General features: G+C 73.8%; 20 protein-coding genes, 1 pseudogene and 1 riboswitch. Of the genes and pseudogenes, 10 read left to right on the top strand and 11 right to left on the bottom strand.

Annotated elements, in window-relative coordinates; translation table 11 throughout:
• Window positions 1-80 precede the first annotated feature (80 nt).
• Complete coding sequence (locus OG899_RS12960; protein WP_189427918.1) at window positions 81-611, bottom strand: hypothetical protein; 531 nt, start codon at window positions 609-611, stop codon at window positions 81-83.
• A 186-nt stretch (window positions 612-797) separates the two neighbouring features.
• Here OG899_RS12960 and OG899_RS12955 point away from each other — a divergent pair, with 186 nt between their 5' ends.
• From OG899_RS12955 to OG899_RS12940, 4 genes are all read left to right on the top strand, one after another.
• The gene (locus tag OG899_RS12955) at window positions 798-1,877 is read left to right on the top strand and encodes a hypothetical protein (RefSeq protein ID WP_125499680.1); all 1,080 of its coding nucleotides are present in this window, start codon (window positions 798-800) and stop codon (window positions 1,875-1,877) included.
• Between the two features lie 107 nt (window positions 1,878-1,984).
• Entirely contained in the window at window positions 1,985-2,350 is a 366-nt protein-coding gene (locus OG899_RS12950) for a hypothetical protein (protein WP_206345928.1), read from the top strand.
• 4 nt (window positions 2,351-2,354) lie between these two features.
• On the top strand, window positions 2,355-5,045 hold the full coding sequence (locus tag OG899_RS12945; RefSeq protein ID WP_125499679.1) for a VWA domain-containing protein: 2,691 nt from the start codon (window positions 2,355-2,357) through the stop codon (window positions 5,043-5,045).
• Complete coding sequence (locus OG899_RS12940) at window positions 5,042-6,523, top strand: extracellular solute-binding protein (RefSeq protein ID WP_189427917.1); 1,482 nt, start codon at window positions 5,042-5,044, stop codon at window positions 6,521-6,523. Before OG899_RS12945 ends, OG899_RS12940 begins: the two co-directional genes overlap by 4 nt.
• 43 nt (window positions 6,524-6,566) lie before the next feature.
• Here the strand turns inward: OG899_RS12940 and OG899_RS12935 are convergent, their stop codons facing one another.
• A complete protein-coding gene (locus OG899_RS12935) occupies window positions 6,567-6,740 on the bottom strand; it encodes a hypothetical protein (protein WP_185867931.1) in 174 nt (57 codons plus the stop codon).
• Between the two features lie 201 nt (window positions 6,741-6,941).
• Between OG899_RS12935 and OG899_RS12930 the strand changes: the two genes are divergently transcribed.
• On the top strand, window positions 6,942-8,300 hold the full coding sequence (locus tag OG899_RS12930) for a helix-turn-helix transcriptional regulator (protein WP_125499676.1): 1,359 nt from the start codon (window positions 6,942-6,944) through the stop codon (window positions 8,298-8,300).
• A gap of 47 nt (window positions 8,301-8,347) precedes the next feature.
• A complete protein-coding gene (locus OG899_RS12925; RefSeq protein WP_125499674.1) occupies window positions 8,348-8,629 on the top strand; it encodes a ribosomal protein L7/L12 in 282 nt (93 codons plus the stop codon).
• A 22-nt stretch (window positions 8,630-8,651) separates the two neighbouring features.
• On the opposite strand, the gene OG899_RS12920 is transcribed toward OG899_RS12925, so the two are convergent.
• Both OG899_RS12920 and OG899_RS12915 read right to left on the bottom strand, forming a co-directional pair.
• Window positions 8,652-9,425, bottom strand: a complete 774-nt coding sequence (locus tag OG899_RS12920) for a hypothetical protein (protein ID WP_125499672.1) — start codon at window positions 9,423-9,425, stop codon at window positions 8,652-8,654.
• A gap of 177 nt (window positions 9,426-9,602) precedes the next feature.
• Window positions 9,603-10,730: a HoxN/HupN/NixA family nickel/cobalt transporter gene (locus tag OG899_RS12915; protein WP_125499686.1), complete on the bottom strand. Its 1,128-nt coding sequence runs from the start codon at window positions 10,728-10,730 to the stop codon at window positions 9,603-9,605.
• A 29-nt stretch (window positions 10,731-10,759) separates the two neighbouring features.
• A riboswitch (cobalamin riboswitch) is annotated at window positions 10,760-10,947 on the bottom strand.
• 93 nt (window positions 10,948-11,040) lie between these two features.
• On the opposite strand from OG899_RS12915, the gene OG899_RS12910 reads away from it, so the two are divergent.
• From OG899_RS12910 to OG899_RS12900, 3 genes and pseudogenes are all read left to right on the top strand, one after another.
• Entirely contained in the window at window positions 11,041-11,400 is a 360-nt protein-coding gene (locus tag OG899_RS12910; protein WP_189427916.1) for a metalloregulator ArsR/SmtB family transcription factor, read from the top strand.
• Between the two features lie 237 nt (window positions 11,401-11,637).
• Complete coding sequence (locus tag OG899_RS12905) at window positions 11,638-13,326, top strand: glycoside hydrolase family 13 protein (protein ID WP_125499669.1); 1,689 nt, start codon at window positions 11,638-11,640, stop codon at window positions 13,324-13,326.
• A gap of 113 nt (window positions 13,327-13,439) precedes the next feature.
• A pseudogene (locus OG899_RS12900) lies at window positions 13,440-14,339 on the top strand (NAD(P)-dependent oxidoreductase); the annotation flags it as partial.
• 162 nt (window positions 14,340-14,501) lie between these two features.
• Here OG899_RS12900 and OG899_RS12895 read toward each other — a convergent pair.
• A complete protein-coding gene (locus OG899_RS12895) occupies window positions 14,502-15,107 on the bottom strand; it encodes a putative immunity protein (protein ID WP_206345926.1) in 606 nt (201 codons plus the stop codon).
• 290 nt (window positions 15,108-15,397) lie between these two features.
• On the opposite strand from OG899_RS12895, the gene OG899_RS12890 reads away from it, so the two are divergent.
• The gene (locus OG899_RS12890; RefSeq protein ID WP_229813992.1) at window positions 15,398-16,708 is read left to right on the top strand and encodes a serine hydrolase; all 1,311 of its coding nucleotides are present in this window, start codon (window positions 15,398-15,400) and stop codon (window positions 16,706-16,708) included.
• Window positions 16,709-16,800: 92 nt separating this feature from the next.
• Here OG899_RS12890 and OG899_RS12885 read toward each other — a convergent pair whose 3' ends face one another.
• The 6 genes from OG899_RS12885 to OG899_RS12860 form a co-directional block, all read right to left on the bottom strand.
• Entirely contained in the window at window positions 16,801-17,871 is a 1,071-nt protein-coding gene (locus tag OG899_RS12885) for a hypothetical protein (protein ID WP_189427915.1), read from the bottom strand.
• 88 nt (window positions 17,872-17,959) lie between these two features.
• The gene (locus OG899_RS12880; RefSeq protein WP_189427914.1) at window positions 17,960-18,844 is read right to left on the bottom strand and encodes a hypothetical protein; all 885 of its coding nucleotides are present in this window, start codon (window positions 18,842-18,844) and stop codon (window positions 17,960-17,962) included.
• 454 nt (window positions 18,845-19,298) lie between these two features.
• Window positions 19,299-19,919: a phosphatase PAP2 family protein gene (locus OG899_RS12875; protein ID WP_125499659.1), complete on the bottom strand. Its 621-nt coding sequence runs from the start codon at window positions 19,917-19,919 to the stop codon at window positions 19,299-19,301.
• A 242-nt stretch (window positions 19,920-20,161) separates the two neighbouring features.
• Complete coding sequence (locus OG899_RS12870) at window positions 20,162-20,845, bottom strand: hypothetical protein (RefSeq protein WP_406311039.1); 684 nt, start codon at window positions 20,843-20,845, stop codon at window positions 20,162-20,164.
• Window positions 20,846-21,062: 217 nt separating this feature from the next.
• Window positions 21,063-22,121, bottom strand: coding sequence for a CdaR family transcriptional regulator (locus tag OG899_RS12865; RefSeq protein WP_125499656.1), 1,059 nt, complete (start codon window positions 22,119-22,121; stop codon window positions 21,063-21,065).
• 295 nt (window positions 22,122-22,416) lie between these two features.
• Window positions 22,417-22,875: an SRPBCC family protein gene (locus OG899_RS12860; protein ID WP_125499654.1), complete on the bottom strand. Its 459-nt coding sequence runs from the start codon at window positions 22,873-22,875 to the stop codon at window positions 22,417-22,419.
• Window positions 22,876-23,021 lie beyond the last annotated feature (146 nt).

Below are 23,021 nucleotides of genomic sequence, written 5' to 3'. Positions count from 1 at the left end.
CGTGGCATTCGGGTGACCCGGTCCCGGGGGACGACACCGGGCGGACACGAGCGCACCATGCGGTATCGGCTCGTCCAGCCCTACAGCGCACCGCTCCCCGTCGCCCCCGGACCTGAACCCGGACCTGCACCCGGACCTGCACCCTGACTCGAGCCCGGACCCCGGCCGCCGCCCCTGCCGTAGCCCTCGTGCGTGTACACCCAGTAGAAGACCATCACGCCGATGGCCACCCCGAACAGCAGGGACAGGCCGATGGTCATCAGGACCGTCACGCCGGTCTGGTTGTACAGAAAGCCGAAGGCCGCGCCGGAGAAGAGGAACCACACGAAGGCGCGCAGTTCGCGCGGCAGTCGCGGGGACAGGCGGAACATGCCCGCCAGCAGCAGCGCGAACACGACGGCGGAGACGAGGCCGAACGCCAGGTTCGTGGCCGTGATGGGGCCGCCCGAGCGGCGGTTGGCCGCGGCCCAGTAGCCGTAGACCAGCCCGATGCCGAAGGAGCCCAGCCATCGGCCCATCCTGTGCGCCTGCGGGCTGAAGATGTCGGGGTAACGCTCGTCGTGGCCGGAGGTGAGAGCGCGGCGGCCCGACGTGGGTGCCACCCGAGCCATGAGGCACTCCTCTCTCTCGTCCCCCCTCCGCATTCCAGGGCACACCGGGCACGCATCCGTGGCAAGTCGGGCGACTCGGGCCCCACGCGGCACAGGTTTCTCCCCGGTCCGGCCCCCGCCCGCGCCGTGACAGCGGTTACCGTGCTGACGTACGTGACCGACCCACGGATCACCGACGGGGGGACCATGCCTGGAACCGTGCTGCTGCTCGCGGCCTCGCCCGTGGGCAAGGCACGCCTGGTGGACGCCGCGTCCGTGCTTCCGGTGCTGGCCGCGGTGGAGCCCTCCGTGCTGGCCGGGACGGGCAGTGCGAGCGTGGTGGAACTCGCCGATCCGCTGGATCCGCAGGCCGTTCTGACCCGGCTGCGCGCCGCCGCCGCGTCCCCGGGCCCGCTGACCGTGTACGTCACCGGCCAGCTCACCCTCGACCGCCGCCAGCACCAGCTGCACCTGTGCCTGGCCCGCACCACGCCGGCCACCGTCCGCTACACCGCCCTGCCCTGGCACTGGCTGCGCGACGAGATGCGGCTGCGCCCGGACGGCACGACCACGGTCGTCGCCGACCTGTACGCGGACCAGGAGAGCTGGCAGGAGCTGGGCAGGCGGCCGCTGGACGCGGGCCGCACGGTCGCCGTGTACGGCAGGATCGCGCCGCCGCCCACCCGGCGCACGGTGGCGGCCCCGGGCTACATGAAGGCGGTCGCGACGATCCTGCGCAGCGGGCACCGGCCGCCGCTGGACCAGTTGCACGAGCAGGCGCTCGCCCGGCTCGCCGCGGAGCACCGGGCGGACGGGGCCTGGCAGGGGCCGGGCATCGTGCTGGCCAGCAGCCGCCCGCCGGCCGACGACCCGCACGCCGCGATCGCCTCCTGGGTGGCCGCGGGGCGGCACGGTGACGCCGACGCGTTCGCCGCCCGCTGGGAGCAGGCCGCGGTACGGGAACACGGGGCGGCGTCCGAGGAGGCGCTGCACTGGAGCGAGGTCCGCGCCGATCTGGCGATGATGGCGGGCGACGCCGCCCGCAGCTGCCGTGCCTGGCTGTCGGTCGCGGCCACCCGCCTGGCCATGGGGCAGAGCGCCGACTCCGCGCAGGTGGAGGCCGCGGTCGACCGGGCACACCACCAGTGGGGCCGGGTCACCGACCCGGGCGAGGCGCAGGAACTCGGCACCATACTCGCGGAGTTGAGGGCCCGGGTGCCCGGACGCCGGCAGGGCGCGCTGGACCATGTGCGCCGTCAGTTGCGGCAGTTGCAGACCCAGACCTGACTGTTGCCGCACCGCGCCCGACTGTTGCCGCACCGCGCCCGACTGTTGCCGAACCGCGTCGTACGGACCCTCCCCAGCGCGATGCGGCGGTGCCACCATGGGGTGTCATGGCTGAGGGGGATGGCGTGGACGGCCGTGCCATACGTATCCGGCTGGACGCGAACGCGACCAAGGACGATGTGACCGCGCTGAAGGCGTGGCTGGAACGTGAGAAGCCGCTGGAGGACCTGATCCGCCAGGGGCGGCTGAGGATCGTCGAGCGCCCCGGCTCCGAGGGCCCTCCGGGCCAGATGGGGTACTTCACCGACCTCCTGCTGGAGAAGGCGGTCGACGAAGGGACCGAGATCGTCCTGGCGCTCCTGCTGACGCAGGTCAGACGGGCCGTGAAGGCCTGGAAGGACAACCGCCGCCGGGTGGAGCGGGGCACACCGCCCGAAGAGGAGGTCGACCTGGTGCGTTCCGACGGGGAATGATCCGGTGGACCGCTTCGATCCGCGCGGCCGAAGAAACCGGGCGCTGCTGGTGGGGGTGTCCGAGTACGACTTCCGGCGGCCGGAGGAGACGGACGGTGTGTCCGGCAACCTGCCCGCCGTCCGGCACAGCCTGCGTGCGATGCGGGACGCGTTGCGCGGTGGCGGTGTCTTCGCCGACCGGGACATCGAGCCGTGCGCCTCGCCGACCCTGGACGACTTCACCGAGAAACTGCGCGGTGCCGCTCAGGAGGCCGACGGGCTGCTGCTGTGCTACTTCGCCGGGCACGGTGCCGTGCCGAGCGCGGGCCACGAGCTGTTCCTGCAGATGCGCAACGCGCGGATCGTCGCGGGGGCGGAGGCGGTCTTCCCGGGTGCGGCCTTCTTCTCCCAGGTGCTCGCGGTGCTCGCCAGGAGCCGGGCCCAGCGGATCGTGGTGATCCTGGACTGCTGCTTCGCGGGCAACGCCGCCCGGGTGTGGCAGAACTTCTCCGACCACCGGCGGACCCTGGTGCTGATGGCCGTGCAGGCCAACCGCCTCATCGACTCGGGCGACGGCAGCCGGGCGACCCCGTTCACCCAGGACGTGGCCGAGCTGCTGCGGGCGCCCGGGGAGATCTCCGCCCTACGGCTGTACGAGCTGCTGCGGGAACGCATGGTGACCGCGCACCGCACGACCACCCAGGGCGACCTGTGGCTGCCGGACCTCGCCGCCGCGCCCGGTGTCGACGTGCTGCTCGGTGCGCGGCCCGCGCCGGACCCGGCGACGGTTCCCTTCCCTGTGCCTTCGCCCTCGTCGTCCGAGGAGTCGAGTCCTTCCCCCGAAGTCTCCGACGCGCCGCCGGTGACCGGGGCGGGAGGGCGGCGCGAGGGCGGGACGCCGGACCAGGAGGAGCCCGTCGGTCCCGGGCGGACCGAGCCGGTGCGCCGGTCCTCGCGTGCCGTCCTCCGGGCGCGTCTGCGCAGGTTCGCCCGCCGGGTGAGGAACCTGCCCCGGTTCGTCGTCGTCGGTGCCTGTCTCGTCCTCGTCGGCGGTCTGGTCGCGGGCTGCCTCCTCGGTTTCGGGGCGCTGTCCACGGACGACCACGGCCTGTGCTCGCCGCCGCTGGAGCTGCGGCTGCTCACCGACCCCGACCTGGAGCCCGTGGTCAGCGCCGCCGCGAACGCCTACCTCGCCTCGGACGCCAACCTCACCGGTGACGGCTGCCGCCGTACCGGCATCACCGTCTACTCGGCCGGTGCCGGCAACGTGGTCAACGCGCTGCACCGGCAGACCGACCCGTGGCAGGAGCCGGTCGAGGACGACGTCAATCCGCAGCGCGACGTCGGACCCCAGCCGGACGTGTGGATCCCGGCCTCCGCGTCCGACGTGGAACGGGTCACCGCCGACCGGTCCGGGCCGACGCGAGCCACGCTCCAGCCGGATGCCGGCCCGTTCGTGTACGCGCCGGTGGTCCTGGCCGTGCCGCAGCAGCTCGCCGGGCGGTCACCGGACGAGCGGGCCGGGCAGCCGCTGTCCCGGCTGGTGGCGGACATGAGGAAACGGGCCCCGGACACCGGGGTGCTGCGCGCCGACCCGGAGGGGACCGACGCCGCCCTGCTGGCCACGGTCGGCCTGTACGGCGACGGCACCGACCCGCGTACGGCCGAGCAGAGCGTACGGCCCGTCGGCGCGCCCGCGCGGACCTCCCGCGACCTGCTGTGCGCGCTGGCCGCCGACAGCCGGGCGGACCGCCGCACCGCCGCACTGGTCCCGGAGTTCCTGCTGTCGAGCGGCGTCGACTGCGCCCCGGACGTCCCGGTGCCGCGCACCGCGGAGTACCCCGACGACGTGCCCCCGCTGACGCCCACCTTCGTCCGGGTCCGCTGGGAGGGCGGCGACCGGGACCGGCCGGCGCGTGACGACGCCGTCCGACGGTTCCGTGCCTGGCTCACCGGCAAGGACGGCCTGGCGGCGTTCGAGGCGGCCGGTTTCCGCTCGGCCACGACGGCGGGTCATCCGCTGCTGGATCCCGACCGGGCCGGTGCGGCGGTGCTGCGCTCCCCGGGCGCGCTGCCGGGTACCGTGCCGGGCACCGCGATGGACGACGCGCTGGCCCGCTACCGCAGCGCGGACGGTCCCGGGCGGGTCCTGTATCTGCTGGACAGTTCCAGCTCGATGTTCCACCAGTGGCCCGGCCCGGGCGGCGGCCCCGGCATCCTGAAGCAGTCGCTGGGCGGCCTGGGCCCCGACGACCAGTACGAGGTGTGGGCGGTGTACGAGCGGGCCGGCGGCCGGCACCACGAGGTGCTGCTGCCGTTCGGCCACCACGAGCGGGCCGCAGCGGAGCGCACGATCGACGCCAGGGCGCGGACCCGGGACGCCGAGGCGGACCCGCACGCGGCGCTGCTGGAGGCCGTCGACACCATGGCCCGGCGGGGCGCGGACGACGCGCGGCCGCAGCTGGTCGTCTTCATCACCGACGACGAGGACGTGGGCCGCCTGTCCGGGGACCGCCTCACCGAGGTGCTGGACCGGGTCCGGTCCACGAACGTCACCGTCGACATGGTGTCGCTGACGGCCGGCGCCTGCGACCAGGGCCGCCCGGACGCACGGATCGCCGACGTCAGCCACGGCCGCTGCCTCGACGCCGACGACGACCTCGGCACCGAACTGAGCGACGAGGTGGCGCGCGTGGGGACGGGGGAGGAGCGATGAGCATCCGACGGACCACGAGGAGTGTGCGCAAGCGCCCGGCACCCGACCGGCGCCCGGCGAGGCCCCGGCCGCACGCCAGGTGCGCCCGGCCCACCCGGCTCGCGCGGCCGCGGCGCGTCGCCGGTGTGCTGCTGTCCGCCGCCGCTGTGCTGGCGGCCACCGCCTGCACCGGCGGCACCCCGCGCACCGCGCAGACCGCGCTGGGCGATGTGCCCGGGGAGATCGTGGTGGCCAGCGGCCGGGACGTCACCGGCAAGGGCGGTGTCCGCCAGCAGCTCATCGACGCCTGGAACCGGGAGCAGCAGCGGAAGAACACCGGGTTCCACGCCCGCCTGGTGGAGCTGCCCGGGTCCGCGGACGAGCAGCGCAGTCAGCTGCTGGGCGCGCTGCAGTCGGGCAGCGCCCGCTACGACGTGGTGAACCTGGACGTGACCTGGGTGCCGGAGTTCGCCGAGGCCGGCCTCATCAGTCCGCTGCGGAGCACGCTGGTGGACCGGGACGTCATCCCCTCGGTCGCCGTCACCGCCCGCTGGCACGGCACGGTGTACGCGGTGCCGTTCAACAGCGACGTGGGACTGCTCTTCTACCGCCGCGACCATCTGCGCGAGGCGGGTGTGCAGCAGACCGACCTCGCACACGGGCTGACCTGGCAGCAGCTGCGCAGCCTCGGCGACACCCTGGAGGCCCACCCGCCCCAGGGGTTCGACAAGACGTGGACGACACAGCTGGACGCGTACGAGGGCCGGACCGTCAACGCCGTCGAGGCGTTCGCGTCCGCCACCGACGGCTTCCGGCTGGTCGACGACTCCGGGCACTTCACCGCCGAGGAACGACAACTCGAGGACGGCATAGCGGAGTTGCGTCGCCGTGCAGACACGCCGTACACGCTGACCAGTGCCTTCACCTCCCGCGAGGACGGTTCGCTCGGCGACTTCGCGGCCGGGCGCACCGCGTTCGTGCGGCACTGGCCCTACGTCTACCGCACCCTCCACCAGCGTTTCACCACCGACCAGTTGGGGGTGGCGCCGCTTCCCGGCCGCGCGGTCCTCGGCGGTCAGAACCTGGCCGTGACGAAGACCTCGTCCCGGCAGCGCAAGGCCGCCGAACTGGTCGCGTTCCTCACCGGTCCGTCGAGCGAACGCTGCCTGCTGGACGCGGGGTTCGCGGCGACCCGTATCTCGGCGTACACCGACGACGACGTCACCTGCACCGCCGTCGGCGGCGGTGCGTCGGCGTCCCCGTCCCGGGAGAGCACGGACCGGATGCCTCGTGACTCCGCGGGACGGCCGGCCTACGCCCGCAGCATCCTGCTGCCCGCGCTGCGCACGGCGGTCCAGCGTCCCCGTACGCCGCTCTACGGAGCCTTCACCCAGACGTTCGCGGCCGAACTGGAGCCTCTGTTCTCCGCGGATCCGCCGAGCGACAGGGCACTCGCGCGTCGCCTGTACCAGGCGCTGCGCGAAGTGCTCCCCAACTGAACGCACCGCCTCGCGAGGTGGACCGGAGGTGGACGCTCGGCGGTCAGCGGTCCTCGGCGGCGACCTGTTGCACGGTGCCCGGGGCGTTGGTACCGGAGGGACCGGCGTTGGCCGCCACCACCAGGGCGGTCGCGGCGATCACGGCCGCGGTGAGCCCTCTGATGTGACGCGTACGGAGGCGACCTGGACGCAGTTCGGTGGCAGAACGTCCGAGCACGGCAACCGACCTCGCAGCGACATGAAGAGTGACAGTGACGGATTAAGCGGGTTTAACGCCTCTCCCAACCTAGGGCTTTTCAGCCTCAACGGAAAGATGAGGAGGGCGAGTTGACGGCCGCTGTGGACAACGTTGCACAGAAGACGACAGGTTCCCCCGCACACCTTCGCTGGGCCCCCACCGGCTGGCATGATGAGCCGCATGGTGAAGCGGGACGACCCGGAGACCATCGGGCGCCGGGTGCAGCGGCTGCGGCGTGAACGGGGGTTGACCCAACGGCAGTTGGCCGAACCCGCCTATACCCCCGCCTATGTGTCCACCCTGGAGGCCGGCCGGGTGCGCCCCTCCGACGAGGCGCTGCAGCATCTCGCGGCCCGTCTGGGCGTCGGTTTCGAGGAACTCGCCACCGGGCGCCCCGCCCATCTGGCCACGGATCTGCGGCTGCGACTGACCGAGGCGCAGCGCACCCAGGCGTGCGGCAACGCCGACGAGGCCGCCGCGCAGTACGAGCGGCTGCTGGCGGAGGCGGAACGGTTCGATCTCACCGATGTGCAGGCCGCCGCCCTGCTCGGACTCGGCGAGTGCGCACTCGACGTCGGTGAACTCACCCGTGGCCGCGAGTACTTCGAGCGGTGCGAGCACGTTCTGGCCGAGGCGCCGCTGCCCGCACGGGTCCCCGCGCTGCGGGGCCGCGCCGTCTCCCACTACCTCGCCGGCGAGATCCGGTACGCGGTCTATCTGCTGGAGTCCACGCTCGACGAACTGAACCGCAACGGGATGCACGACCCGGACGCGTTGCTCCTGCTGTACGCCAGCGTGATCGGCCCCTACATGGACCTCGGTGCCCATGCCCGGGCCGCGCAGGCCGCCGAGTTCGCGCTCGCGCTCGCCCCGCAGGCCGGTGATCCGGCGCTGGTGGCGCGGATGCACCGGTCCGCCGCCCGCACGCTGCTCGCCGAGGGCCGTCTCGCGGAGGCGGACGCCTCGCTCGCCAAGGCCGCCGAGCTGTACCGCCAGTTGCAGCTGCGCACCGAACTCGCCAACTGCCACTGGATGCGGGGTTATGTTTGTGCGCAGAGGGGAGAACTGGGGCGTGCGGAGGAGGAGTTGCGGGCTGCGCAGGCCATGTTGCGGGAGCGGCGGGCGTCGTTGTACTCCAGCCAGGTCGTGGTCGAGCTGGCCGATGTGCTGCACCGGCGCGGCAAGTCCGGGCAGGCTGCCGAGCTGCTGCACCAGGTCCTCGGCGAGCTGTCCTCCGAGCGCGGCGCGGTGCACGCCGCCGCGGCGCACCGGCTGCTCGGCATCATCGCCGAGGACGCCGACGACACGGAGGCGGCGGAGGAGCACTACGTCCGCGCGCTGAGCCTGCTGGAGCGGGCCGGCGCCGCCGGCGACCTGGCGGACCTGTGCCGTCTGCTGGGCGATCTGCTGCGCCGCACCGGTCGGGTGGAGGCGGCCCTGGACGCCTACCGCACCGGACTGGGCCACCGCACCGCGCCGGGCACCACCACCCTGGGTCCTGCGCCGGCCCAACCTCCGTGGGCGTCAACGCAGTTCTGAGCTTCCGTTGAGCCTTCGCAGTGACGTCGGACACTACGCTCGGTGTCATGGACACCACCGCCGTGGCGCTGATCGTCACCGTACTCGTCGTCCAGTTCGCCTCCATCGGCATGCAGTTCTCCCGCTCGGAGAGACGCGTGGCGCGCTTGGAGCACAAACTGGACCAGATCATGGCCCACTTGGGGCTGCAGGACGACGATCCGCGACTGCAGCAGGTGCACGAACTGGCCCGGACCGGACGGCAGATCGAGGCGATCAAGGTCTACCGGGAGGTGACCGGCGCGGGCCTGAAGGAGGCCAAGGACGCCGTGGACCGCATGGTCGCCTGAGTCCTCGGTCCGGCGACGGTTCTCACGCCCGTGCGTGGGAGCCGTCGTGCACGTTCTCCAGCCGGGCCGCCGCCTGCTCGACGGCCCGCGTGACGATGCGCGGCACGAGCGTGCCCTCGGCGCCGGTGCTGAGGGTGAACGCGTCGGTGCCGACGCGGACCGCGGCCACGTCCAGGGTCAGCGTGGGCGGGTCGTCGTAGGCGTCCGGACCGGTGAACACGATCCGCAGGCCCTGCCGGGCGTCCCCGACCTCCGGCAGCGCCACCTCGCGGACCTGCACGCTCTGCTCCCCGTGCCGGGTCGTCGTCGCGGTGAAGCGGGCGCAGTCGTCCGCCATGCTGCGCATCCAGGTCAGGGAGCGGTCCACGTCCGCAGGACGCGGGGAGAGCACCCGGTGGCGCAGCTGCGCCGCCCCGTCCACGTCGTCGAAGGCGGCGACCGCCTGCGTGCCCTGGGGGCTGCCGAGGGGCTCGTCCGCGTAGAGGGCGTCCAGCAGCCGTTGGCAGGCCGGGGTGTCGGCCTTGGCCTTGAGCACCCCGTCGTGCCAGGTCGCGGCGCCCCGCGTCGGCTGCCACGGCTCCCCCATGTCGTCCTCGGTGAGCAGGGCCGCCTCCGCCTGCACCGCGGTGAGCGCCTTCGGCGCCGGCGAGGCGGGGACGGCCGGCGTGGCCCGGGCGACAGAGGCGGACGCGTCGGCGGTGCGACCCTGCGCGCCGGACGAGCACGCGGTCACGGACGCCAGGAGGACCGCGCACAGCGCGGCGACGGACAGGGCACGGGCGGCGGGACGGTGCATGGGCGGGTGCCTCCCAGCAGCAGGGACGGTCGAGCTGTCCCTTCGAGCATCCGCAGCCCGGGCGCCGCGGTGCCGTGAGCGCGCCGGTGTCCCGCCGCCGCATCACCCGCCCGCCGGGTCGGCGGCCGGGCGGAACCCGCCCGGGTGCGGGCCGGGCGGGTGACCGTGGCGGCCGGTTCAGCGGGTGTCCGCCGGACGGGCCGCCCAGCGCTGCTCCACCTTGGCCACCTTCCAGTACGTCAGCGCCACCGCCCACACCGCCACGAACAGGCCGACGACGACATAGCCGACGTGGTCGAGGTCGAGGCCGGCGATCCAGCCGGTGACGCGGTCGCCGAGGGCGAGCTTGTCGTGCAGCACCCCGACCAGCTCGATGGTGCCGATGAGGAACGCGACCGCGATCGACAGACCGGTGATGGTCAGGTTGTAGTACACCTTGCGGACGGGGTGGGAGAACGCCCACTGGTAGGCGACGTTCATGAACATCCCGTCGAGCGTGTCGAACAGGCTCATCCCGGCCGCGAACAGCAGCGGCAGGCACAGGATCGCGTACCAGGGCAGGCCGGACGCCGCGCCCGAGCCCGCCATCACCATCAGGGTGACCTCGGTGGCGGTGTCGAAGCCCAGGCCGAACAGGAAACCCAGCGGATACATCTGGCCGGGGCGGGAGACGGACTTCGTCAGCCGGCCGAGGACCCGGTTCATCAGGCCGCGCGAGTCCAGGTGCGCCTCCAGGGCCCGCTCGTCCCAGGTGCCGGCGCGCATCGCCCGGAACACCCTCACGATGCCCACCAGCGCCACCAGGTTGAGTGCGGCGATGAGATACAGGAACGTCCCCGAGACGGTGGTGCCCACCACGCCGAGCGCCTGGTGGGTGCGCGACTCGTCGTTCATCAGGGTGCCCGCCAGCCGGGTGCCGCCCGCGACCAGCGCGGCCATGAGCACCACCACGCTGGAGTGCCCCAGCGCGAACCAGAAACCCGCCGACACCGGGCGCCTGCCGTCGGCCATCAGCTTGCGGGTGGTGTTGTCGATGGCGGCGATGTGGTCGGCGTCGAACGCGTGCCGCACGCCGAGGGTGTAGGCGGTGATCCCGAGGCCGATGCCGAAGGCCTTGGTGCCGACCTGGTGGTGCTGCGGGACGACGAGCAGGAACAGCACACCGAAGGCGACGACGTGCAGGGCGGCGATCACCCCCATCAGCCCCGCCGTCCTCAGGGTGTCCTCCCGCCGCCAGCACAAGGCGCCGGGGCTCGTGCCGGCCCGGGTGTCGGGCGTCGTACGGGCAGGGTCGGGCAGGGTCATCCGGTCATCACGCTCCAGCACCTCGTGGATCTTCCGTGAGCTGCCGTGGCCGGTCTCCTGGCTTCCGGGTGCCGCGTGCCCGGCCCGCCTTCCCGGCCGCCTGAGCGGCCAGTGGCTGTCCCGCGAGGGACGAGGGCCGGGAACTTCCCGATCACAGTGGCGAGGGCCGCGCCGGTCTCGCACCGGCTTCCCGCACACCACGGCCCGCTTACCATAGGGGCACCGGAGTGCGCCTGCACAGCCGCACCACCACGCAGGTATCCAAGATCACACGCGGTAGGGGAGCAGCGGTCCTGACCGGATGGGCGCCGTGCATCTCGTACCGCTCGACCGGGCGAACCGTCGCGGCATCGACGGTCACCGGGTGTGCGAGGCGGTCGCCGCCATCGGCGACGCGGACCGCGTCCGCACCTGGGCCGGCCGGTTCTCTCTGCTCGCCGACGCCAACCGGCTCGCGCTGCCGCTCGCCCTGCACCGCACCGGACCGCCGGCCGTCTCCGACCTGGCCATCACCACCGGCATGAACGACCCCGCCGTCTCCCAGGCGCTGCGGCTGCTGCGGGCCGCCGGGGTCGTGGAACGGCACCAAGAGGGGCGCGTGGCGCGCTACCGGGTGGTGGACGAGGACATACGCCGTCTGCTGGAGCACTGCGCGGCGGACGCCGGCTGACGTGCGCGGGGCGCCGCAGGCGGCCGGCCTGGGCGGGCGTGCGCCAGGCGGCCGGCCTCGGCGGGCGTGCGCCAGGCGGCCGGCCTCGGCCGGTGTGCGCCAGGCGCCGCACGCGCCCGGCGCCGGGAGGACGCAAGCCCCGAACACCCCTTTCGCCCCCTGTCGGCGGTGTTCGTCGTCCACGGGACCGGGACACAGTTCCCTGTGTCGCCGCACCGCGCACCACGAGGAGACCGCGTGACCGACCGCACCCCCGCGCACCGCTCCCGCCCCGCCGCCGACCACCCGGACCTGTCCGCCAAGAACCCCGACTGGTGGCGGCAGTCCGTCGTCTACCAGATCTATCCGCGCAGCTTCGCCGACGCCGACGGGGACGGACTCGGCGACATCCGAGGCATCACCGAACGGCTGACCCACGTCGCCGCGCTCGGTGCGGACGCGGTCTGGCTCAGCCCGTTCTACCCCAGCGAACTCGCCGACGGCGGTTACGACGTCATCGACCACCGGGACGTCGACCCGCGCCTGGGCACCCTCGACGACTTCGACGCGATGGTCGCCGAGGCCCACCGGCTCGGCCTGAAGGTGATCGTCGACATCGTCCCCAACCACAGCTCCCACCAGCACCCTTGGTTCCAGGAGGCACTGCGCGCCGGACCGGGCTCGGCGGCCCGCGCCCGGTACGTCTTCCGCGACGGACGCGGCCCGAGAGGCGATCAGCCGCCCACCGACTGGCAGTCCGTCTTCGGCGGCAGCGCCTGGCAGCGGGTGCCCGACGGACAGTGGTACCTGCACCTGTTCGCGCCCGAACAGCCGGACTTCGACTGGCGCAACGAGGAGGTCCGCGCCGACTTCCGCACCACGCTGCGCTTCTGGGCCGACCGCGGCGTCGACGGCTTCCGCATCGACGTCGCCCACGGCCTGGTCAAGGACCTCGACGAGCCGCTCCGGGACATCGGCGACCTCGGCGCCACCGGCGAGGCCGCCCTCGCCCACCTCCCGCCCGGCAGCCACCCCCACTGGGACCGCGACGACGTCCACGAGATCTACCGCGACTGGCGCAAGATCTTCGACGCGTACTCCCCGCCGCGCACCGCCGTCGCCGAGGCATGGGTGCCCGGCCCCCGCCGCGCCCTGTACGCCCGCCCCGACGAACTGGGCCAGGCCTTCAACTTCGAGTACCTGGAAGCCCCGTGGGACGCCGAGCGGCTGCGGCGGGTCATCACCGACTCCCTGCAGGTGGCGCAGGCCGCCGGAGCCTCGGCCACCTGGGTGCTGTCCAACCACGACGTCGTCCGGCACGCCTCCCGGCTGATGCTGCCGCCGGACACCGACCCGGACGCCTGGCTGCTGTCCGGGGGCCGCACCCCGGCCGTGGACGAGCGGGCCGGGCTGCGCCGGGCCCGCGCCGCGACCCTGCTGATGCTGGCACTGCCCGGCTCGGCCTACCTCTACCAGGGCGAGGAGCTCGGCCTGCCCGAGGTCGCCGACCTGCCCGCCGAGGTGTTGCAGGACCCCGTCTGGGAGCAGACCGGACACGCCCGCAAAGGCCGCGACGGCTGCCGGGTGCCGCTGCCGTGGACGACGACCGGGCCGTCGTACGGCTTCGGGCCGGGCGGTGCCTGGCTGCCGCAGCCGGCCCGCTTCGCCGCGTACTCCGTGCAGGCGCAGGACGGAGTGGAGGGCTCGACGCTGGAGCTGTACCGCTCGGCCCTGCGGCTGCGGCGCAAGCTCCTCGCCGGCGAGGAGCTGACCTGGGCGGAGGACACCCCGGAGGGCGTGCTCGCCTTCACCCGGTCCCCGGGCTGGCGGTGCGTCGCCAACCTCTCCGGCCGGCCCGTCGCCCTGCCGCCCGGGGAGGTGCTGCTCAGCAGTGCCCCGCTGACCGGACGCACCCTGGAACCGGACACCACGGTCTGGCTCGCGTGACCCCTGTACCGGCTGTGCCGTCCCGAGGCACACGGACCGGTGGCCGCTGCCGAGCCGGGCGGGGCGGGTGGCGGATACTCGCGGTCAGGTGATCCGCACGACCGCAGGAGAAGAGCCACATGACCGACACCACCACCCGCACCGTGGGCGTCCTGGGCACCGGCATCATGGGCGGCGCCATGGCCCGCAACCTCGCCCGGGCCGGGCACACCGTCCGGGCCTGGAACCGCTCCCGGGACAAGGCCGAGGCGCTGACCGCCGACGGCGTGCAGATCGCCGACAGCCCGGCCGAGGCGGTCCGGGACGCCGATGTGGTGCTCACCATGCTGTTCGACGGCGATACGGTGCTGCGGGTGATGCGCGAGGCGGCCGGCGCGGCCCGCGAGGGCGCCGCCTGGGTGCAGTCGACCACGGTCGGCCTGGAGTCGGTCCCCGGGCTGGCGGACCTGGCCCGCACCCACGGCCTGCTCTTCTACGATGCCCCGGTGCTCGGCACCCGGCAGCCCGCCGAGGCCGGACAGCTCACCGTGCTGGCCGCCGGGCCCGCCGCGGGCCGCGCCACGGTGACCCCGGTGTTCGACGCCGTCGGCACCCGCACCCTGTGGACCGGCGAGGACGGCTCGACCGGCGCCGCGACCCGGTTGAAGCTGGTCGCCAACAGCTGGGTCATCGCGGTCACCACCGCCACCGGCGAGGCCCTGGCCCTGGCCAAGGGCCTCGGTGCGGACCCGCAGAACTTCCTCGACCTCATCGCCGGCGGCCCCCTGGACATGGGCTACCTGCACGCGAAGGCCGACGCGCTGCTCAACGGGCGCCTCACGCCCCCGAGTTTCACCGTCACCACCGCCGAGAAGGACGCCCGGCTCATCGTGCGGGCAGGCGAACTGCACGGTGTCCGCCTCGACGTGGCCGCCGCCGGCGCCGAACGCTTCGCCCGCGCCGCCGCCGCGGGCCACGCCGACGAGGACATGGCCGCGGCGTACTTCGCCAGCTTCGAGGGCGGGGAGGACTGAGCCACCGAGCGGGACCGGCCTCGTGTCCGGGGTCCGGTCGTGTCTCCGGGGTCCGGTCCCGTGCCCGGGGTCCGGTCGTGTCTCCGGGGTCCGGTCCCGTGCCCGGGTTCCGGTCGTGTCTCCGGGGTCCGGTCCCGTGCCCGAGGGCCGGGCAGCCGGTGCCTACGCCGGTGGGGTGCCCGGGGGTGCCGGACGGGCCGGGTCAGGGCTCCGGACGTCGGCGGCGAGGGGAAGCGCGCGCAGGCCGGCGTCGAGCATGCGCAGCAGCTCGCCCGTTCGCCCACCGCCGGGCGGTGCCGCCGGATAGCGCCGGAGCACGTCGACCACGGCCGGTGTCGCACGGCGCACCGCCCGGTCGATGTGCTCGGCACCGACGTCCGGGTCGCCGCCCGCCGCGAGTTCGGCCGCGCGCGCCGCGTGGGCACCGGAACCGAGGATGTGCTTGACCTGGGTGGCCTTGGCCAGCGGATGCAGATACGCGGCACCGGCCGCCGACATCGCCGCCCGAGCCGCCTCGCGCGCGGCCTCGGTGCCCGCACTCCCGGCAGCCTGCGAAGCCGCCCACGCCGTGTCGCGCAAGGCTTTCCCCCGCTTCCCGCCCCGCGCGAACTCCCAGGCGGCAGCGAGTGCTTCGCGTGGCCGCGCGTCGTCCGGCCGGTCCGCCTCGAACAGAGCGAGCACCCCGTCCGCACACGCCGCGGCGAACGCCGTCACCTCACGGAGGTCCTGCGGGCTCAGCGCGATCTCGGTGTCGTGGGCTTCCGCCATGCGGCCATCCTCGGGCATGCGTGCGGACCTGGGGGGTGTTCGCTCATCACTGGCGTTCGACAGACGCGTCATGCCCTGCCGGAGTTGATGGTCAGCCATGTGAGAAGCCCTACTGCGTCGCAGAGTTCAGCGGGCGACGCAGTTCTCAGCCGCAGCACAGAAAAGATCACGGCAACATCGGTCTCAAGTGCTTTTCTGCGGCCGGCAGTTGCTTCTCTCGGACGATGTGCCGCCGATGCCGATCGTGCAGGATGGCGGCGATCAGCTCGGACGCCAGGAGGGGGAATCGCGTGCGCAAGCTCCGGATCGCCGGGACCGTCGCCGCCACCACGCTGCTGTTGACCGCTGCCGTACCCGTGGCCTCGGCCGCGGGCACGCCCGCCGCACCGGCGGCGTCCGCCGCCTCCGACGGCACCGGACTGGACCGGGCCGCGCTCGCCCGCTCCCTGCGCACCGTGCACGAGGCGGGGATGTACGGCATCTACTCCTCCGTGCGTGACGGGGCACACAGCTGGAGCGGCGCGGCGGGGATCGCCGACACAGACACCGGGCGTCCGGTCACCCCGCAGATGCGGCACCGGGTGGGCAGCATCAGCAAGACGTTCGCCGCGGTCGCCGTGCTCCAGCTGGCCGAACGCGGGCGTATCCGGCTCGACGCCCCCGTCTCCGACTATCTGCCGGACCTGATACCCGGCGAGCGCGGCAAGAGGATCACCGTCCGGATGCTGCTGAACCACACCAGCGGCATCGGCGACTACGTGCCCGGCGCCTTCCCGTCACTCCTCCAGGGGTCCACGGCCAGCATCGACCAGGAGCGCTTCCGCTCCATCCGCCCCGAGGAACTGGTCCGCCTGGGCCTCGAGGCCCCCGCCACGGGCGAACCCGGAGCAGTGCCCGGCCACTACTCCAACACCAACTACGTCATCGTCGGCCTGCTGCTGGCCAAGGTCACCGGTCAGGACCCGCAGACCTGGATCACCCGGCACGTCATCGAACGCGCCGGGCTGCGCGACACCTCCTACCCGCGCACCCCCTTCATCCAGGGACCGCACGCGCGGATGTACGAGAACTACTACGGCCTGATCGCCCCGCCCCGCGACTACAGCGTGTACGACATGTCCTGGGCGTCCACGGCGGGCGCGCTGGTCTCCACCACCGACGACCTGAACCGCTTCTACCGCGCCCTGCTGACCGGGCAGCTCATCGGACCGGACGCCCTGAAGGAGATGCAGCGCACGGTCGACGTGGACGGCCTGACCTACGGCCTGGGCATCGTCGCCCTCGACATCCCCGGCTGCGGCCGCTTCTGGGGCCACGACGGTGCGGTGTGGGGCGCCGGCACCATCGCGCTGTCCAGCCCGGACGGCCGCCGGCAGGTGGCGGCCGGCTGGAACCTGATGAAGTACCAGCGGCTCACCGAGGACGGCACCGGCCTCGAGCCGAGCCCGATCGACACGGCCCTCAACGTCCATCTCCTCGATGCCCTGTGCCCGTCCGGCACCGCGCAGCCCGCGCCGTCGCTGTCCGGGGCGCCCGCCCACACGGTGCTCACCGGTCCCGATCTGTCGCCGAGGTCCTGGGCCGCCGCCGTGAGGCCCTGACCGCGCGGCGCGACGGCGCTGATCAGCGGACGCGGATCAGCGGGCCCAGGTCAACGGGCCCAGGTCAGCGGGCGCAGGTCACCGGACACAGATCAGCGGACGCAGATCAGCCCCAGCAGGCACAGTCCCTGGGACGAGTGCGAGGAGGCGGACGAGGAGGAACCGGACGACGAGGCGGGCGGTGCCGTGGAGTCGTCGGGCGCGGGGGTGCTGCCGGTCTCGGCGGGTGCAGTGGAACCCGGAGAGGGCTGCTCCGTGCCGCTGCCGGATCCGGACCCCTCGTCCGTGGAGCCGGTGGAGGGCGCGGACGCGGTGCCCGGGGCGGTCGGCTGCTCGGTGGGCCCCGCGTGGGACGGTGCGGTCCGGCCGCTGGTGTGCGGTGCGCTCGTGCGGGCGGAGGCCTCCGGTGCGGGGTGCGTGTCCTGCGTGTGGTCGAGCTGTGTGGTGGCGGTGCCCTGCTGCGTCGTGGGCCGGCCGCTGTGCGTCCGGGTGCTCGCGGGCGTGCTCTGCCGTGCGGAGGGGGTGGCCTTCGTGTCGTCGGCGGGTGCGGTCGCCGGGTCGGTGCGGTCGGGCAGCCGACTGCTCACGCTGTCCGTGTGCGGCGTCTCGGGCGCCGTCGGGGCGGCCTGGACGCGGGCGGCGGTGTGCCGGTCCAGGGAGGCGATGGTCAGCCCGCCGCCGACGAGCGCCACGGCCGTGGCGACCAGGGCCCGGCGCTGCGTCTTCTTCCAGCGTTCCCGCTGCCGCCGCCGCGCCGCCCGGCCCGGGCCCCGCACCACGGCCGGGGGTGCGCCGGGCACCGGCTCGGCGTTCTCCGGGCCGTCCGGGGCATCGGAGGCGGCCGGGGCGGCGGCCGGACCGGCAGTGGAACCGGCGGCGGACTCCGCACTGCGGGCGGTGACCGGTGTCTCGTCGGGAGCAGCGGCTGGTGTCTCGTCGGCACCGGTGGCGGACGCCTCACCGGGGCGTGCCGGGTACGGCCGTCCGGAGCCCGGCGTGGACACCGGATACGGCGCGGCCAGGGCGTCCGCGGCGAGGCCCGGTGCGTAGGGTGCCGCGGAGTCGGCGGTGGCGTTCGGGGCTATGTCCGGTGCGTATGCGCCGCAACCGGGACATACCAGGGCGCCGTTGAGGTGCCGTCGGCACGTGGTGCAGTAGTCCATCCGGATCATCCTGAGTCGGTCGGCCGGGCGGCCTGACACGCTAACAAGGGTGTGTGCAGTCTTTGTGACGGTCGTGCGCGGATTCCCCTCAGGCGGGTCCGGTAGGTCCGGATTCCTCCGGTGCGAGGTTCATGTCCTCGTCGCCGTGCCGGGGCCCGGTCGCGGATCCGGGACGGGAGGAGGGTGCCGGGTCCGGCGTGTCCGGCTGGTGCGGTGCGGGAGGCGGACAGGTTCCGGCGGCCCGCTGCGTCCGGGGCGGCGGCCCCGTCCCCGCCGTGCGGCGCTTCCGGCCCGGCCGGAGCAGTCGGCCGCGCCCGTGGACCGAGGCCAGGACGATCGCCGTGGCCACCGCGATCAGATGCTCCCGCCCGGCCAGGTTCGGCTTGAGCACCGACTCGGCCACCATCGACCCCGAGGTGAGGACGAACACCACCGGGGCGCGCCGCACCACCGACAGGTAGGTGAACAGCCCCACCACGGCGGCGGACGGCCCGGTGTCGAGGATGCGCCCGGCCTCCGGCGGCAGCCCCAGCCCCCACCGGCCGGGCCCCAGCGCGAGCATCACCCGGGCGGAGAGGGTGCCGGCGAGAGTGGTCGCGTAGGCGAGGAAGAGGGTGCGGCGCCGGCCGAGTGTCAGCTCGGCCAGTGCGAAGGCCAGGAACAGCTGGGTGAGCCCGCCCCACACCGGTAGGTCCAGCGCGGGCACGTACAGCGAGACGGGGGTGCGCAGCAGGGCCAGCCACAGCGGCAGGTCGCCCTGCACACCGCCGACGAGCCGGACCAGCCTCCGCCCGGTGGGATGCTGCGCGATCGCATGGAAGAAGACGACGCCGAAGGCCGCCACGAACGCCAGGAGCAGTCCGGACGGGCCACGGCGCCGCAGCCGGCGCACCGGGTCCACCACGATGCCGTGCCACTCGGCGCGCAGGACGCGGACGGCGCATCGCGCGGCCCGCACCGCGAGGGCGCGCATCCGCCCGGCGTCCCCCGGTCGCCGTCCGGCCGTCACACCGGACCGGGCCGTGACGCCCCACGGCGTCGTCACGGCCCACCGCGCTGTCACGCCCCACCGCTGCCGCACCGCTCGGCTCCTCGACGCAGATCAGCCGTTGCCCTGTTCGCACAACCGTAGGGACCGCGCACCGGCCGGAGACGTTGCCACACCCGGACGGGACACAGACCGGACGGAACACCGGCCGACGGAGCACAGACCGACGGAGCACAGACCGGACGGAACACCGACCGGCCGGAGCGCGGGACCGAACTCCGGACGGAGCACCGGACGGAACCGGCCGGTGACGCGCTCCCGCCCGGGCGGGATCACCCGGGGCCGAACGGTGTGCGCGCACCGGCCGTGTCGGATCGGGACGGGACCGTCCCGGAGAAACCGTTCCGAAGAAGGGGAATGCCTCGTGGGGCGAGTGCCCTCAGGCGACGAGCAGCGGGCGCAGGACGCCCTGCCGCAGCCGGGTGACCAGCGGACCGCACAGCCAGCGGGCCGCCAGGACCAGGATCAGCGCGACGAGCGAGCCGACCACGGCACCCACCGCGACGTCGTGCGGGTAGTGGGCACCGACGTACACCCGGGAGGCGCCCATCGTGACGGCCGCCAGCAGCGCGATCCCGCCCAGCCACCGGTAGGTGAGCGCCAGCGCCACGGTGAAGGCGAACGCGACCGTGGTGTGGTTGCTGGGGAAGGCGTAGTCGTCCGGCGGCGGGCAGGCCTCGACGAGGTAGGCGTGCGGCAGCGCCCGGCAGGGCCGCGGCTCCTGGAAGACGTCCTTGATCCCGGTGTTGGCGAGGTAGGCGATGACGACGGCGAACGGCGTGGCCAGCACTCCGGCCATCACCGCGCTCCCCTCCCGACGGGCCCGCCACCAGGCGATGAGCAGGAACACCACGAACACGCCCATGCCGACGGAGGTGTACGCCAGCACGGGCCCGTTCAGCCAGTGCGTGTCGCGCGCGAAGTCGGTGACGTCGGTGTAGAGGCCGCCGTCGATGGCCGCGCCGTCGATCCCCTGCGCGGTGGTGATGGAAGTCGTCATCGAAGTGGGTCTCCGGCCAGTTCTCAGGTGCGGGGGCGCTACGGGCAGCGCTCGGGACGTCGTGCTGCAGTCGGGTTGTAGCGTCGTCTGTACCGTCCGATTGTCCCGCGAACGACGTCTGCAGATGGGCAGACGTTAGCAGCCGGGCAAGGGTTGTCCTTGCCCGGCCGAGGCGTCGGCCACACCGGTCACCGGCCGCACGCCGGCGCACCCGCGACAGTGGGCGCCGTCACCACTTCTCGTCACCACGTCTCGTCGTCGTCGAGCACCCGGAAGCTGCCGACGACGCCGTCGTCGCCGAAGAGCATGCCGTGGCCCAGGCCGTCGAACAGGCCGTCGTGGAAGGTGTCCGTCACCACACCGTGGGTGGCGCCGTGCGGGCCGACGGTGGCGACCGGAGCGCCGTTGTCGCAGGTGAAACCGCGGTACACCTCGATGGTCCGCTTGCTGTCGTTGAACACGCTGAAACTGGTGGAGCCCAGTCCGCCGGCCGCGGTGACACAGCCGGTGGACGACGCCGCGTACACGCGCTCGTTGAAGTAGATCTTCCCCTCGTCGTGGTCGCGGTGGCCGCCGTGGCCGCGCCCGTCTCCGTCACGGCCGTGGTCACCGCCGTCGCGGTCATGGTCGTTGCTCCTGCCGCGGTCGTGTCCGCCGCGCTCGCCCCCGCCGCCGTTTCCGTCGTCCGTCCCGTACTGGTTCGAGGTGCTGTGTCCGTTGCGGTCGCCGTTGTCGGCGGCGGGCTGCGCGGGTGCGGCGGGCTGCGCGGGCGGCCGGTCCCCACGCGGGGCGGGGGCGGCCTCCACCCGCGGGGCCGACGATGCCGCCGGGGCGTCCGCGACGGCGGAGGCGTAGGTGAGCCCTGCGGCGGTGACGACCACCGCGCTCACTCCGGCAGCGGCCACGGCAACGGTACGGATACGCATGTCACTTCCCTCTGTCGCGCGGACGTCGGCGCGGGCGACCGACCTGTGACGAACGTAACGAGCGGGTATGTACGCGTCATTTCGGGCGGGTTGACGGTGTGACGTCGTGAGCCGCACGAGTGTGGTGCGCCGCCGCGCGTGCCGAGGGGCCGTGTGCGTGGAGTACGCCGAGGAGGCCGGGTGCCTGCTGTCCGGCGTCCGCCGTACCGACGGCGGCTCACAGCTCCTTGGCGGGCCAGTCCAGCAGGCGGGCGCCGATGGTGGCGGTCTGGAGCCGGTAGCGGTGGGCCGGGTCGTTGGGGTCGGCACCGGTGAGCTGGCGGATACGGGCCAGGCGGTAGGTCAGGGCGCGCACGCTCAGGGACAGCCGGCGGGCCGCCTCGGTGGCCACGCAGCCGGAGTCGAAATAGGCGTTCAGGGTGTCCAGCAGAGGCTGAGCGCCGCCGCGGGCGGCGGTGAGCGGGCCCAGGGTGTTGCGGACCAGGTCGGCCATGGCCTGGCGGTCACGGGCGAGAACCGGGTAGACGAGCAGGTCCTCCGCGCGCAGGACGGGGTCGTCCAGGCCGAGTCGCTCCGCCATCTCCAACGCGTTGAGGGCCTCTTCGTACGACTGGACCACCCCGCCGGGGCCGGGTTGCGGGCGGCCGATGGCGACGCGGCCGCCGCCGGTGGCGTCGTGGGCGTACTTGGCGAAGGAGGGCAGCACACTTCGCTCATGGCCGGGCGCGATGCACAGCAGCCGTCCGTCCTTGGTGGTGAGCAGCACATCGCGGTCGCCGAAGCGGGCCAGCAACGCCTGCTCCACCCGGCGGGGCACGGGCTCCCCCTCGGAGTAGGGGGTGGGTCCCTCGGCGACGGCGACGGCGTGGGCGCGGGACAGCCGCAGGCCGAAGCGTTCGGCGCGTTCGGCGAGCCGGCCCAGATTGCTGCGGCCGTAGAGCAGGTCGTCGATGAACTCCCGCCGAGCGGCCTCCTCCTGGCGCACGGCGAGACGCTGGGCGCGCTCGTATCCTTCTGCGAAGGCGTCGACCGCCTGGTGGAGCGCGGCCAGCGCACCGTCGGCGGAGCCGGGCTCGGCGGGCCAGACGGTGCGGGCCGCGGCCAGATGCGCACCGACCAGGGCACGCAGCCCGAGCCCGGCCTCGGCGGCCTGTTCGCCCAGGGCGCGCCGCGACTCGAGTTCCTGACGGGTCAGACGCCGTCCCGTGGCCGCCGCATCGGCCAGAAGGCCGGCGAACCCGTCCAGATAGCGCTCCGTGCCCTGTCTCTCCCTCACCCGTCCCCCTGTCGTGCGCCGTCGGGCGCCCTGGTGTGTGCGCCGCGGCGACACTTTGTTGACTGTTCACCGGCAAGGAAACCGTAGTGAACATTGCCGGAGACCGGCAATGCGGCGACAGGAGTAGGTCGGGCATCATGGCGCAGGGGGGAGCACTACGGATCGATCCGGTGCCGGACACCGGCAGGTTTCCGGCACCGGACCGGACCGATGCGGGTTCCGGCCGTGCCCGTGCGGGGGCGGGCGCGGCCGGACGGGTCACCCGGCCGTGGGCGCGGACATCACCGGCCGGCGGTCACGACGACGTCTCCAGCCGCGCCGCCAGGACGCTAGCGCGGTGCCGCTGCACCGCGGCGGCCTGCGCGGAGGCGAAACGCAGCAGTCCCAAGGGCGTGCGCAGGCGCAGGGTGTCGGTGACGGCGGTGCCGTCCCCGTACCGGGTCAGGGCGAACCGGTAGCTCATGCGGACCCGGCCCGGGCTGCGGACCTCACCGGACACCTCGGCCGCCTCGGGGAGCCGGTCCGGCACGGCGACGAGAGTGACGTCGATGAGGTTGTCGTGCCGCAGCACACCCAGCAGCCGGAAGCGCTCCACCGCCGTGTAGTGCACGGTCCGGCCGCTGCGGCGCACCTCCCGGACGGTGACGACGAGCGGCGACAGGCCGATGTAGTGCGTCGGTTCGGACAGGTGCGCGAAGACCGCGGGCAACGGCGCGGCGATGCGGTACGTGTGGATCAGCTCGGTGGACGGCACCTCGGCCCCTCCTCGGCACGGCACGACGGCACGGAGATCCTGCCACCGCGGCCCCGTGCGCCGACAGGGTTCGGGCGGCGCGACACCCGCCCGGTGTGGGCGGCACCGTCACCGTCGTCGGAACGGAGCGCCGCTGCCGCCGGAAC

This window comes from Streptomyces thermoviolaceus (assembly GCF_045209695.1).
GTDB classification, from domain to species: domain Bacteria; phylum Actinomycetota; class Actinomycetes; order Streptomycetales; family Streptomycetaceae; genus Streptomyces; species Streptomyces thermoviolaceus.
Note: the sequence above shows the minus strand (reverse complement) of the source record. Positions and strands in the feature narration are given on the sequence as shown.

Bases quoted from the DNA above. Each gene is read 5' to 3' on its own strand.
- OG899_RS12955 (WP_125499680.1), top strand. From the start codon at position 798: ATGCCTGGAACCGTGCTGCTGCTCGCGGCCTCGCCCGTGGGCAAGGCA.
- OG899_RS12895 (WP_206345926.1), bottom strand. From the start codon at position 15,107: ATGGCGGAAGCCCACGACACCGAGATCGCGCTGAGCCCGCAGGACCTC.
- OG899_RS12870 (WP_406311039.1), bottom strand. From the start codon at position 20,845: ATGCGTATCCGTACCGTTGCCGTGGCCGCTGCCGGAGTGAGCGCGGTG.
- OG899_RS12915 (WP_125499686.1), bottom strand. From the start codon at position 10,730: ATGACCCTGCCCGACCCTGCCCGTACGACGCCCGACACCCGGGCCGGC.
- OG899_RS12940 (WP_189427917.1), top strand. From the start codon at position 5,042: ATGAGCATCCGACGGACCACGAGGAGTGTGCGCAAGCGCCCGGCACCC.
- OG899_RS12875 (WP_125499659.1), bottom strand. From the start codon at position 19,919: ATGACGACTTCCATCACCACCGCGCAGGGGATCGACGGCGCGGCCATC.
- OG899_RS12950 (WP_206345928.1), top strand. From the start codon at position 1,985: ATGGCTGAGGGGGATGGCGTGGACGGCCGTGCCATACGTATCCGGCTG.
- OG899_RS12885 (WP_189427915.1), bottom strand. From the start codon at position 17,871: ATGGACTACTGCACCACGTGCCGACGGCACCTCAACGGCGCCCTGGTA.
- OG899_RS12880 (WP_189427914.1), bottom strand. From the start codon at position 18,844: ATGCGCGCCCTCGCGGTGCGGGCCGCGCGATGCGCCGTCCGCGTCCTG.
- OG899_RS12960 (WP_189427918.1), bottom strand. From the start codon at position 611: ATGGCTCGGGTGGCACCCACGTCGGGCCGCCGCGCTCTCACCTCCGGC.
- OG899_RS12925 (WP_125499674.1), top strand. From the start codon at position 8,348: ATGGACACCACCGCCGTGGCGCTGATCGTCACCGTACTCGTCGTCCAG.
- OG899_RS12920 (WP_125499672.1), bottom strand. From the start codon at position 9,425: ATGCACCGTCCCGCCGCCCGTGCCCTGTCCGTCGCCGCGCTGTGCGCG.
- OG899_RS12930 (WP_125499676.1), top strand. From the start codon at position 6,942: ATGGTGAAGCGGGACGACCCGGAGACCATCGGGCGCCGGGTGCAGCGG.